The organism is Methylophilaceae bacterium, from assembly GCA_018398995.1.
Classification (GTDB): domain Bacteria; phylum Pseudomonadota; class Gammaproteobacteria; order Burkholderiales; family Methylophilaceae.
This window is the reverse complement of the sequence record CP073759.1, coordinates 1,224,979-1,236,899: the sequence shown is the minus strand read 5'-3', so window position 1 is coordinate 1,236,899 and position 11,921 is coordinate 1,224,979. Positions and strand designations below refer to the sequence as shown.

Annotated in this window: 12 protein-coding genes; 8 read left to right on the top strand and 4 right to left on the bottom strand. The window is 42.4% G+C overall.

Going from position 1 to position 11,921, the window contains the following annotated elements:
- Positions 1-43: 43 nt before the first annotated feature.
- Positions 44-820, bottom strand: a complete 777-nt coding sequence (xth, locus tag KFB94_06395) for an exodeoxyribonuclease III (GenBank protein QVL44932.1) — start codon at positions 818-820, stop codon at positions 44-46.
- A 25-nt stretch (positions 821-845) separates the two neighbouring features.
- Between xth and pyrE the strand changes: the two genes are divergently transcribed.
- On the top strand, positions 846-1,502 hold the full coding sequence (gene pyrE / locus KFB94_06390) for an orotate phosphoribosyltransferase (GenBank protein QVL44931.1): 657 nt from the start codon (positions 846-848) through the stop codon (positions 1,500-1,502).
- Positions 1,503-1,536: 34 nt separating this feature from the next.
- A complete protein-coding gene (locus tag KFB94_06385) occupies positions 1,537-2,082 on the top strand; it encodes a DUF4124 domain-containing protein (GenBank protein ID QVL44930.1) in 546 nt (181 codons plus the stop codon).
- Positions 2,083-2,112: 30 nt separating this feature from the next.
- On the opposite strand, the gene gatB is transcribed toward KFB94_06385, so the two are convergent.
- From gatB to gatC, 3 genes are all read right to left on the bottom strand, one after another.
- On the bottom strand, positions 2,113-3,561 hold the full coding sequence (gene gatB / locus KFB94_06380; GenBank protein QVL44929.1) for an Asp-tRNA(Asn)/Glu-tRNA(Gln) amidotransferase subunit GatB: 1,449 nt from the start codon (positions 3,559-3,561) through the stop codon (positions 2,113-2,115).
- Positions 3,561-5,015 (bottom strand): Asp-tRNA(Asn)/Glu-tRNA(Gln) amidotransferase subunit GatA, encoded by a 1,455-nt coding sequence (gene gatA, locus KFB94_06375; GenBank protein ID QVL44928.1) that lies wholly within the window; start codon positions 5,013-5,015, stop codon positions 3,561-3,563. Before gatA ends, gatB begins: the two co-directional genes overlap by 1 nt.
- Before the next feature lie 61 nt (positions 5,016-5,076).
- Positions 5,077-5,364 (bottom strand): Asp-tRNA(Asn)/Glu-tRNA(Gln) amidotransferase subunit GatC, encoded by a 288-nt coding sequence (gene gatC / locus KFB94_06370; protein ID QVL44927.1) that lies wholly within the window; start codon positions 5,362-5,364, stop codon positions 5,077-5,079.
- A gap of 160 nt (positions 5,365-5,524) precedes the next feature.
- Between gatC and KFB94_06365 the strand changes: the two genes are divergently transcribed.
- Genes KFB94_06365 through KFB94_06340 form a run of 6 tightly spaced genes read left to right on the top strand, consistent with a single transcriptional unit; the run spans position 5,525 to position 11,913 of the window.
- On the top strand, positions 5,525-6,568 hold the full coding sequence (locus KFB94_06365) for a rod shape-determining protein (protein ID QVL44926.1): 1,044 nt from the start codon (positions 5,525-5,527) through the stop codon (positions 6,566-6,568).
- 35 nt (positions 6,569-6,603) lie between these two features.
- The gene (gene mreC, locus KFB94_06360) at positions 6,604-7,551 is read left to right on the top strand and encodes a rod shape-determining protein MreC (protein QVL44925.1); all 948 of its coding nucleotides are present in this window, start codon (positions 6,604-6,606) and stop codon (positions 7,549-7,551) included.
- Positions 7,538-8,023: a rod shape-determining protein MreD gene (gene mreD, locus KFB94_06355; protein ID QVL44924.1), complete on the top strand. Its 486-nt coding sequence runs from the start codon at positions 7,538-7,540 to the stop codon at positions 8,021-8,023. Before mreC ends, mreD begins: the two co-directional genes overlap by 14 nt.
- A gap of 6 nt (positions 8,024-8,029) precedes the next feature.
- Positions 8,030-9,958 carry a penicillin-binding protein 2 gene (mrdA, locus tag KFB94_06350; protein ID QVL44923.1) on the top strand — a complete coding sequence of 643 codons (1,929 nt, stop codon included), beginning with the start codon at positions 8,030-8,032 and terminating at the stop codon, positions 9,956-9,958.
- Entirely contained in the window at positions 9,951-11,048 is a 1,098-nt protein-coding gene (rodA, locus tag KFB94_06345) for a rod shape-determining protein RodA (GenBank protein ID QVL44922.1), read from the top strand. The genes mrdA and rodA overlap by 8 nt, the downstream gene beginning before the upstream one ends.
- Positions 11,049-11,055: 7 nt before the next feature.
- Positions 11,056-11,913 carry a septal ring lytic transglycosylase RlpA family protein gene (locus KFB94_06340; protein QVL46594.1) on the top strand — a complete coding sequence of 286 codons (858 nt, stop codon included), beginning with the start codon at positions 11,056-11,058 and terminating at the stop codon, positions 11,911-11,913.
- Positions 11,914-11,921 lie beyond the last annotated feature (8 nt).

The window sequence follows — 11,921 nt, the reverse complement described above, 5'->3', positions numbered from 1 at the left end:
GTATGTCTAGGTGGTGCGCCAATGAATGGGCGCTACATATGTGTCACGCATCTTGGTAATCAATCACCAGTGGCGCATGGTCACTAAACTTTTCCTCTTTATAAATTGAGGCTGAGATGGCCTTTTCAGCCAATGCAGGTGTAACCACTTGATAGTCAATCCGCCAACCAACATTGTTGGCATATGCTTGTCCACGATTACTCCACCAGGTATAACAGGCATCCGTCGTATGAGGATATAGCTTGCGATAAACATCAACCCAACCAACACGGTCAAATAAATCGGTCATCCATGCACGCTCTTCTGGTAAGAAGCCTGAATTCTTTTTATTGCCTTTATAGTTTTTTAAATCGATTTCTTGATGGGCAATATTCCAATCACCGCAAATAATAACGTCAAATCCGCTATTAATGCACCGTTCAAGATGTGGCATAAAACGGTGCATCACGCTCAATTTAAAGGCTTGTCTTTCGTCTCCACTAGAACCGCTTGGTAAATACAATGACACTACTGCGAGCTTGCCAAAACGACATTCTATATAACGGCCCTCTGCATCAATATCATCAATGCCTAAACCAATAATGACTTCATCTGGTTTTTGCTTAGAATAAATACCAACGCCGCTATATCCCTTTTTTTGTGCATAATGAAAGTTACCGTAATAGCCAGCTGGGGCTTGCATTTCTTCAGTTAAATTATCAGCCTGCGCTTTTAATTCTTGCAAACAAATAATATCGGGCTGGGTTTGTTGCAACCATTGAAAAAAGCCTTTATTAGCGGCCGAGCGGATTCCATTTAAATTCAACGTTATAATACGCATTTAATTCCTTTAATTTAGATAAGCGATGTCAGTTAATTATCATGATTTATCACAAGAGTTCATCACATTTTGCATCGAGCAACAGGTGCTTAAATTTGGTGAATTTAAGACAAAGGCGGGACGCTTAAGTCCTTACTTTTTTAATGCTGGATTATTTAATGATGGTGATAGTTTATTAAAATTAGGCGAATTTTACGCCAATAGCATTGAAAAATCAGGTATTGCATTTGATATGCTGTTTGGTCCTGCTTATAAAGGCATTCCGCTAGCGGCCAGTATTGCAATTGCTTTTGCAAAACGGGGTCAGAATTTACCTTATGCTTATAACCGCAAAGAAGCCAAAGACCATGGAGAAGGTGGTACAGTTGTTGGTGCGCCGCTTAAGGGTCGTGTTTTAATTATTGATGACGTTATTTCGGCTGGCACGTCAATACGTGAATCAGTTGACTTGATTAAAGCAAATGGCGCAACTGCTTGCGGTGTGAGTATTGCGTTAGATAGACAGGAAAAAGGGTTAGGCAAGTTATCCGCAACACAAGAAGTGGCGCAAAATAACCAAATGCCTGTAATTAGCATCGCAAAATTGAGTGATTTATTGGCACACATTGAACGTAGCGATGCTTTAACATCATATTTAGCGGTAATAAAAAAGTATCAGCAGCGCTATTGCCTCACTGCTTGATCACAAATAATATTAAACTAAAGCCTGAACAAAAATGAATGCTGTTACCATTAAATTGCGATTGCATGCTGTGATGATTGCGAGCACATTAGTTTGTCAGTTTGCGCACGCTTATAGTCAAAAAATTATCAAATGGATTGATAACCATGGCGTTACCCATTACGGTGACAAACCACCTATGCCTGATGAAATTTCAAATCAATCTAGCGTACTAAACAAGCACGGCGTCATAATCAAAAAAACGATCATCGAGAAAGAAAAAGCAACAACCTCAGCTAAAGAGGGTAAGCAATCTGCCGATCAAAAACGCTACGACCGTGCACTGCTGTCTTCGTATACTTCTATTGAAGAAATTGAACTTGCTCGCAAACGAAACGTGAGAATAGATAAGCTGGCGTTAGAAGACTTACAGCAAAGACGAAAACGCATACTAGAGTCAACCGAGCAATTTGACAAAATAACCTTGCAAAAAATAGAAGCACAGATTCACAAACAACAAACAGTGATTGACAACATTAATCAACGTTACGAAAATGACAAAAAGCGCTTCAATGAATTAACAGCTAAAAACAACCAATAAACAGTATAAAAGTTCGACTAATAGCAATCATTAACTGGTTAGTTTTTCTTTTAACAAGCTATTTACTTGTGCTGGGTTCGCCTTGCCTTTTGACGCTTTCATGATTTGTCCAACCAGCGCATTAAATGCTTTTTCTTTACCGGCTTTATATTCTTCAACCATGGCTTGATTAGCAGCCAACACGGTATCAATGATGGCTTCGATAGCGCCAGTATCTGAAACTTGCTTCAAACCTTTTGCTTCAATAATCGCATCAACATCAGATTCTCCTAGCCACATTACTTCAAATACTTGTTTAGCCGCATTATTTGAAATAGTGCCATCAGCAATTCGCTTGATCAATTGTGCCAAAGTAACCGCAGCAATTGGCGAATCTGTAATGCTTTTATCTTCTGCGTTTAGCTTAGCACTAATGCCACCCATCACCCAATTTGCGGCCAATTTTGCATCGCCGCCAACATGAATAACAGATTCAAAATAGTCTGCAATATTTTTGCTTGCAGTTAATGAAGACGCATCATAAGGCGAGAGTGCATACTCACTTTCAAAGCGCGCTTTCATTGCTTCTGGCAATTCAGGCATAACCGCCTTCACCGCTGCCTTATCGGCCTCTGTGATTTCTAATGGCAATAAATCAGGATCTGGGAAATAGCGATAATCGTTCGCTTCCTCTTTGCTCCGCATGGCGCGCGTTTCGCCCGTATCAGGATTAAATAACACAGTTGCCTGCTGTATCTTGCCACCATCCTCAAGTGTTTCGATTTGCCACTGCGTTTCATAAGCAATGGCTTGTTGCATAAACTTGAATGAGTTTAAGTTTTTAATCTCACGTCGTGTGCCCAACGCTGAAGTGCCTTTTGGTCGCACGGAAACGTTGACATCACAACGGAAACTACCTTCTTGCATATTGCCATCACAAATACCTATCCATTGCACCAGCTCATGCAGTTTTTTGGCATAAGCAACCGCCTCCGCTGCACTACGCATATCCGGCTCCGTCACAATTTCTAGCAATGGCGTTCCCGCTCGGTTCAGATCAATACCACTCATTCCTTCAAAAGCGCCATGCACCGATTTACCGGCATCTTCTTCCAAATGTGCTCGGGTAATATGAATCACTTTTTCATAGGCTTCATTTTTGCCAGATGCTGGCACTTGTATTGTTACTTTACCTTGCCCAACAACTGGCGATTCAAACTGACTAATTTGATAGCCTTTTGGTAAATCTGGATAAAAATAATTTTTACGTGCAAACACAGATCGTGACGCAATGTCTGCATCAATCGCCAAGCCAAATTTAATGGCACATTGCACCGCCTCTTTATTGAGCACAGGCAACACACCTGGCAACGCAATACTCACTTCACACGCTTGTGAATTGGGCTCTGCGCCATAGGCGGTTGAGGCGCCACTAAAAATTTTGGTTTTTGTTTGTAGCTGAGTATGCGTCTCTAGCCCGATAACAACTTCCCACTCCATTATGCAATTCCTTTAGGCATTTTAGTATGCCAATCTGTCACTTGTTGATAGGCATGTCCAACATTCAGCATGCGTGCTTCATCAAAATAATTACCAATAATTTGCAAGCCAACTGGCAAATCATGACTAAACCCTGCTGGAATACTCATACCTGGCAAACCTGCCAAGTTGGTTGCAATCGTATAAATATCTTGTAAATACATCGCCACTGGATCACCCGTCTTTTCGCCAGTTTTAAAGGCTGTCGAGGGTACAGTTGGCCCCATAATAATGTCACATTGTTCAAATGCAGCTTTAAAATCATCGGCAATGAGATGTCTAATTTTCTGCGCTTTTACGTAATACGCATCGTAATAACCGGCACTAAGCACATAAGTACCAATTAAAATACGCCGCTTCACTTCTTCGCCAAATCCTTCTGCACGGCTTTTCATATACATTTCCATCAAGTCATCATATTCTGCGGCACGATGTCCATAGCGCACGCCATCATAACGAGATAGATTACTAGACGCTTCTGCAGGCGCTAGCACGTAATACACTGGGATTGATAATTCAGCGTTAGGCAATGATATATCGACAAACTCAGCGCCTAATTTTTTGTATTCTGCAATGGCAGCCTCAATGACTTTTGCCACATCGCCATCCAAACCTTCAGCAAAATATTCCTTAGGCAAGCCCACTTTTAAACCAGCCAATGGTTGATTTAATTTGGCAGTGTAATCTTCTTTAGGATGATTCAAACTAGTTGAATCACGCGCGTCAAAACCTGCCATCACATTCATCATCAATGCACAATCTTCTGCCGATTTTGCCATCGGACCTGCTTGATCTAGACTAGAAGCAAAAGCAATCATGCCGTAACGCGACACTAAACCATAGGTCGGTTTTAAGCCCGTAAAGCCGCAAAGTGAAGCTGGCTGGCGAATAGAACCGCCCGTATCGGTACCTGTTGCCGCTGCACATAACCGCGCCGCCACAGCTGCAGCTGAACCACCACTACTACCACCCGGTACTCGGTTAAAATCCCAAGGATTCTTAACACCACCAAAATAGCTCGTTTCGTTCGATGAGCCCATCGCAAATTCATCCATATTGGTTTTACCCAAATTCACTGCGCCAACATCATTAAACTGCGCGATAACATGTGCATCATATGGCGCAATAAAGTTTTCCAGCATTTTGGAGCCACACGTTGTTTTCCAATCTTTAGCACAAAAAATATCTTTTTGTGCCAACGGAATGCCAGTTAAGGTTGTCGCTGTACCATTAGCAATGCGCAGATCAGCAGCGTTGGCTTGCGCCAAACTTTTATCTGCATCGACCGTAATATAAGCATTAATCTCAGGATTGTATTGACCAATACGGTCTAAGAATATTTGCGTCATTTCAACGCTAGAGATGGTTTTATTCGCCAACATTTGGCTTAAGATTTTAAGGCTGTCGTTAATCATGGTTTTCTAAGTATTCAAAGCAGTCTAATTCGGGACAAGTTGTGTCGTCTATTTATTGTGTCTATTCAATCACTTTTGGCACCAAATACAGCCCACTATCAACAGCGGGCGCATTTGTTTGGAAGGCTTCACGCTGATTGGTGGCTGTCACAACGTCATCTCTTAGCCGCTGCACCACGTCTTGTGAGTGAGACATAGGCGATATACCTGTGGTATCAACCGCCTGCATTTGCTCAATTAAGGTCAAGATGCCGGTCAATTTGGTAAGCGTTTTATCGGCTTCTGCATCACTGATGTCGATGCGTGCTAAATGTGCAATGCGCTTAATATCGGAATTATCTAATGCCATAAATTACTTCTACTCTTCTGTTTCTTCGCTTTAGTGTAATAAACTTTAATTGCGACTTAATTTTAAGCCAAATATACGTTATTATACCTTGATTTTATATCCCATCTTATTTTAGGCATGTGATTAATAAGCTCGTTAGATAAAGCACAGGAAAAAACATATGTTCGGCTCGTTAAACAACTACTTTTCAAATGATTTAGCCATCGATCTAGGTACCGCAAACACACTCATTTTTTCACGCAACAGAGGCATTGTTCTCAACGAACCATCGGTGGTCGCGATTCGTATTGAGGGTGGCACCAACGGCAAAAAAGTATTACTCGCTGTTGGCACTGAGGCTAAAGGCATGCTGGGTCGCGCACCAGCGAATATTCAAGCGATTCGTCCTATGAAAGACGGCGTGATAGCCGATTTTACTGTAACTGAGCAGATGTTGAAATTCTTCATTCGCAAAGCACGCGACTCTCGCTGGTTTTCACCAAGCCCGCGTATTATTATTTGCGTGCCAGTCGGCTCTACGCAAGTAGAACGTCGTGCAATCAAAGAATCTGCCGAGCGCGCTGGGGCTAAACAGGTTTTCTTGATTGAGGAACCTATGGCGGCAGCGATTGGTGCAGAAATGCCCGTAGCAGAAGCAACAGGTTCTATGGTTGTGGATATTGGCGGTGGCACCACAGAAGTGGGCGTCATTTCAATGGGCGGTATCGTTTATGCCAAATCTGAGCGCGTTGGTGGCGATAAGTTCGACCAAGCCATCATCGACTACATTCGCCGCAATTATGGCATGCAAATATCTGAACCAACCGCTGAGGCCATGAAGAAAAAAATTGGCTCAGCCTTTCCTGGGTCGGAAGTATTAGAAATGGAAGTAACGGGACGCAACCTTGCAGAAGGCTTGCCACGTAAATTTACCATTTCTAGCAATGAAATTTTAGAGGCATTAACCGAGCCACTAAACGCAATTGTGGGCGCTGTAAAATCAGCTTTAGAGCAAACACCACCAGAACTAGGCGCAGATATTGCAGAAAAAGGCATGGTCATTACCGGTGGTGGCGCATTATTACGCGACATCGATCGCTTACTAATGGAAGAAACAGGGCTACCTGTGATTATTGCAGAGGATCCGTTGACCTGTGTGGCGCGTGGTTGTGGGCGCGCGTTAGAGGACATGGATAAATTAGGTAGCGTATTTGCGCATGAATAATCGTTGCGCATTTCAATTCAATCTATTGCAACGGTATGCTTAAGGGTGTTCATCAGAAATTAGAGCCTCAACAAACACCAGCTTTTTTTGTCCGTGGCGCAAGTCCATTCTCTCGAATGGCATTTTTCTGTGCTTTGTCCATCATTTTAATGGCCGTTGATGCCAAGTTAAATTACCTGTCCCAGGTCCGCCAAGCCTTTATTGGCGGACTACATCCTATAGAGGTCATTGCCAATATACCTAGCGAGTTTATTCGAGATGCCAAGCGGTATTTTTCTGTTCATAATGCGCTAGTCCAAGAAAACTATATGCTAAGGCAGCAGGCTTTCGAACATGCGATTAAATTACAACGGCTCAATAGCTTGCAAGCTGAGAATGCACATTTACGTAGCTTACTTGGCGGGGATATTCCCATTCATCCAAGAGCAATCTTAGGTGATATTTCACATACAGGCAGAGACCCATTCAGAAACGTTGTGGTTGTTAATCGTGGTAGCCAACACAATATACAAGCTGGGCAAGCTGTTGTTGATGCAAAAGGCATCATCGGCCAGGTTACCCGTGTTTACCCATTTAGCAGTGAAGTCACCTTAATTACAGACAAGAATTTATCTATTCCAGTACAAGTTGAGCGAAATCAATTACGCGCGATTGCGTTTGGACAGAGCGGGAATACGCTTGATATTCCTTATCTACCTTCCAATGTTGATATTAAAATTGGTGACAAACTGGTCACTTCTGGTATTGATGGCATTTATCCTGCAGGACTGGCTGTTGCGACTGTTACAAAAATCAATCAGGATTCTAAATCTCCTTTTGCAAAAATCGTGAGCACTCCTACAGCGCAAGTAAGCCACCATTTACAACTCTTAATATTAGAATTACCTGAGTCCAAAGCTGCCACTATTGAGCAGCCAAAAACTGTAGAAGAGGATCCGATAAAAACCACCGAGGAAAAGGTTCAACCAGATGCGCGCACCTAGCCGATTATTGGTTTACGGCACTTTATTTGTCGCTTTGCTTTTGCAGCTTTTTCCGTGGACAGGTGATGGCGTTATTTTACGCCCTGATTTTATGCTCGTAGTGTTGATTTATTGGATTTTTCGTGCGCCTTATTTTTGTAATATAGGCACTGCTTGGCTTGCCGGCGTACTGGTTGATTTGGCTACAGGCAGTCTACTAGGTCAATACGCTTTAGCATTCACACTTACAGCGTATATGGCACTGCTCTTTCAGCGTCGGCTGGTTCTGTTTAGCACATTCCAACTATTGTTTTTCACCTTTACTTTATTAATTTTTACACGCATCACCATGTTAGTGTTAAAACTGTTCTCTGGTCACGATGCACCAGATATGCATTATTTCTGGCCTGTGATTTCAGGTGTTTTATTGTTACATCTTATGCGTTTATTTCTTGGACCAATTACGCAGTCAGCATCCAATAAGGCCAACTAAACAAATATGCGCCGTCGGCCAGAACTAAAAAACCATCAAGATGAATTGCATCATTTCAAAGTGCGGCTAGCAGTGCTTGGCGCACTTGTGATTATTGGCTTTACTGTCCTTATGCTGCGGTTTTATTTTTTGCAAGTGACCCGTCATGATCACTATCATACGCTCGCAGAAAACAATCGGATTTCTGTCATTCCTGTTGCGCCTACTCGCGGTATCATCACGGATAAAAATGGCATCACAATCGCCCATAATTTTTTTGTATATGCGTTAGAAATCACACCATCAAAAGTTGATCATCTCGAAAAAACCATTACAGAAATTAGTCAGCTGGTTGAAATATCCAGTAGCGATATCAAGCGATTCAATAAACTAAAAGAACGCACGCATGAATTTGAATCTATTCCAATACGTACCCACTTAAACGAGATAGAAGCAGCGAGATTTGCTGCCAATCGTTTTCGATTTCCTGGCGTAGAAATTAAGTCAAGATTATATCGTCACTATCCAAATGGTGAATTAGGTGCGCATATTGTGGGCTATATTGGTCGTATTAATGATGACGATCTGGCTGAGCTAAAGGCATCTAACGATCTCTCTAATTACAAGGGTTCCGACCATATCGGCAAAAGCGGTATTGAGCAGTATTATGAAAAGCAACTGCATGGCACAACCGGCTTCCAACAAGTTGAAATTAACGCAGACGGAAAGGCCGTGCGTGTCCTCTCCAGCAAAGCGCCTATTTCAGGCAATAACTTAGTACTTTCTATTGATCTGACTCTGCAAGAGATCGCTGAGAAAGGCTTTGGTGATAGACGAGGTGCGTTGGTTGCTATCCAACCAAAAACAGGTGAAGTGCTTGCCTTAGTCAGCATGCCCACTTTCGATCCTAATCTGTTTGTTGGGGGGATTGATACAAAAAATTGGCGACGTTTAAATGAGTCTGCCGATAAACCACTGATTAACCGTCCATTACGTGGCATCTACCCACCAGGCTCGACATTCAAACCGTTTGTTGCACTGGCAGGTCTTGAGGCAGGCAAGCGTCATCCGCCATTTAATATACAAGATGCAGGGTATTTCACGCTGCCTAACAGCAGCCATCGCTACCGAGATTGGAAAGTTGGGGGGCACGGCTTGGTCGATATCTCGCGTGCGATTACTGTTTCTTGCGATACGTTTTTTTATGGCTTAGCCATTGAATTAGGCATAGAAAAACTCACTTCATTTGTTCGTCATTTTGGTTTTGGTGAAAAAAGTGGCATTGATATTAATGGCGAAAACAGTGGATTACTCCCTACACCAGAATGGAAACAACGCCGTTTTAAACAGCCATGGTATGTTGGTGAAACTGTTATTGTTGGTATTGGGCAAGGTTATACCCTAGCCACACCTATGCAACTTGCTTATGCAACAGCTGTGCTTGCTAATGGTGGCGCGGCAATGAAACCACATTTAGTCACAACAATAATGGATGTAAAAACAGGCCAGACAACCGCAATACAACCAACACTGACTGAAACAATCCCATTAAATGCAGGCAATTTAGAAATTGTGACTAAGGCCATGATCGATGTTACCTTACCTGGCGGCACAGCATCGCTTGTTGGTAGAGATGCGGGTTATAGTATTGCAGCAAAAACAGGTACTGCACAAGTGATAGGTATTAAACAGAATGAAAAGTATGATGAAAAAAATATCAACGCACGCCATAGAGATCATGCTTTGTTTATAGCGTATGCGCCGGCAGAGAATCCTACAATCGCTATTGCAGCCATTGTAGAAAATGGAGGGCATGGCGGCTCAGCAGCTGGTCCGATTGTGCGGCAGGTGATGGATTACTACTTGCTTGGTAAAAAACCGCCCGAGCTAGCCACAAAAATTAACCCTCTTAAAATAGCGATTGATGCACCAATATCGGAAGTTGCTCATGATTAATCAAATTGCGCATGTGCTGACTAAACACATCGACTCCATTTTAATGAGTTGTATTCTGTTCACGATGTTGGTGGGCTTGTTTGTTTTGTATAGCGCTTCAGGAGAAAGCTTTTCTAGAATCAACGCTCAACTAATCAATATTACCATCGCACTATCTGCGATGTGGCTTGTTGCTAATATAGAGCCGCGATTGATGGAACGCATGGCGCCGCCACTTTATCTAGCAGGTGTGTTGCTCCTTCTTGGTGTCGCACTGTTTGGCAATATCAGTCATGGCGCCAGAAGGTGGTTAGACATAGGGATAATGAAAATACAACCTTCCGAATTAATGCGGATTGCTGCCCCAATGATGCTTGCTTGGTTTTTTTCTCAACGGGAAGCATCATTACGTTTAATCGACTTTATCATTGCTTTTTTCATCCTCATTGCACCAGTTCTTTTTATTCTTAAACAGCCCGATTTAGGCACCTCATTACTGGTTACTGCCTCCGGTTGTTTTGTTATTTTTTTGGCTGGGCTTGGCTGGCGTTTTATTATTGGTAGCTTTATTTCCGCTGGGGCACTTATTCCTGTTTTTTGGTCGATGCTGCATGATTATCAAAGAAGACGTGTACAGATTCTCATAGACCCTACACAAGATCCATTGGGTGCTGGCTACCATATTATTCAATCAACCATTGCACAAGGCTCTGGCGGCCTGACGGGAAAAGGCTGGCTAAATGGCACCCAGTCTCAGCTTGATTTTTTACCTGAACGCACAACCGATTTCATTTTTTCTGTATTCAGCGAAGAATTTGGCATGGTTGGCAATTTGCTGTTATTGTTATTGTTTAGTTTAATCATCGCGCGGGGCATTTATATCGCATCGCAAGCAAAAAGCACATTCTCGCGCTTATTAGCTGGTAGCATCATCATGACTTTCTTTATATATATCTTTGTTAATATCGGCATGGTCAGTGGCTTATTGCCTGTTGTAGGCGTGCCGTTGCCTTTAGTGAGTTACGGCGGCACATCGATGGTGACCATACTAGTCGGCTTTGGCATACTCATGAGTATTCATACACACAAAAATTTAGTCGCATCGGGATAATGGCATGATGAGTAAATTACATTTTTTTGTGATTGCCGGCTGTCTCATATTGGCATCTTGCGGTAGCAGCCCCAGCATCAAGCAAGCGCCAACCAGCAATAATAAAACGACCAAACAGGGTGGATATTATAAGAACGACGGTCCCGATGAAAGGCCGCCAAGTCATTTAGATAGCATACCTGATGCTACGCCTAAGGTTGAAGCACTACATCAATACTCTCGCAAACCCTATATTGCTTTGGGTAAAAAATATTACCCACTTGAGACTGCGAAAAACTACAAAAAAAAGGGCATCGCTTCTTGGTATGGAAAATTGTTTCATGGCAAAAAAACAGCCAGTGGAGAAACCTACGATATGTATAGTATGACGGCTGCTCACACCGTACTGCCATTGCCAAGTTACGTAAAAGTAACCAATGTTGAGAATGGCCGATCCGTTATCGTTCGTGTGAATGATCGTGGTCCATTTAAGCACGAAAGAGAAATCGATTTATCTTATGCGGCTGCGTATAAATTACGTTTAATTGAAAAAGGCAGCGGATTAGTAGAGGTAGAAGCAATTGACCCAACACAATATGTGCCACAAGACGTTACACGAGCACAACAATCAACGCCATTAGAAGATACAAGAGCGGCGCGTCATTATGTTCAAGCTGGTGCTTTTGGTGATGAGAATAACGCAATTTCATTACAAAACCGTTTATTGAGTTTAAATATCGAAGAAGTTACTAAAATTAATCGCATGTATAATGGCAGTCTATACCGGTTAACGGTTGGCCCTTATCTCACAAAAGAGCAAGCAGAAAAAATAGCAGAAACTATCCAGAAAAAATTAAATATATCCACAATTATCACAACCAATTAACAGAATAT

Bases quoted from the DNA above. Each gene is read 5' to 3' on its own strand.
- xth (QVL44932.1), bottom strand. From the start codon at position 820: ATGCGTATTATAACGTTGAATTTAAATGGAATCCGCTCGGCCGCTAAT.
- pyrE (QVL44931.1), top strand. From the start codon at position 846: ATGTCAGTTAATTATCATGATTTATCACAAGAGTTCATCACATTTTGC.
- KFB94_06385 (QVL44930.1), top strand. From the start codon at position 1,537: ATGAATGCTGTTACCATTAAATTGCGATTGCATGCTGTGATGATTGCG.
- gatB (QVL44929.1), bottom strand. From the start codon at position 3,561: ATGGAGTGGGAAGTTGTTATCGGGCTAGAGACGCATACTCAGCTACAA.
- gatA (QVL44928.1), bottom strand. From the start codon at position 5,015: ATGATTAACGACAGCCTTAAAATCTTAAGCCAAATGTTGGCGAATAAA.
- gatC (QVL44927.1), bottom strand. From the start codon at position 5,364: ATGGCATTAGATAATTCCGATATTAAGCGCATTGCACATTTAGCACGC.
- KFB94_06365 (QVL44926.1), top strand. From the start codon at position 5,525: ATGTTCGGCTCGTTAAACAACTACTTTTCAAATGATTTAGCCATCGAT.
- mreC (QVL44925.1), top strand. From the start codon at position 6,604: ATGCTTAAGGGTGTTCATCAGAAATTAGAGCCTCAACAAACACCAGCT.
- mreD (QVL44924.1), top strand. From the start codon at position 7,538: ATGCGCGCACCTAGCCGATTATTGGTTTACGGCACTTTATTTGTCGCT.
- mrdA (QVL44923.1), top strand. From the start codon at position 8,030: ATGCGCCGTCGGCCAGAACTAAAAAACCATCAAGATGAATTGCATCAT.
- rodA (QVL44922.1), top strand. From the start codon at position 9,951: ATGATTAATCAAATTGCGCATGTGCTGACTAAACACATCGACTCCATT.
- KFB94_06340 (QVL46594.1), top strand. From the start codon at position 11,056: ATGAGTAAATTACATTTTTTTGTGATTGCCGGCTGTCTCATATTGGCA.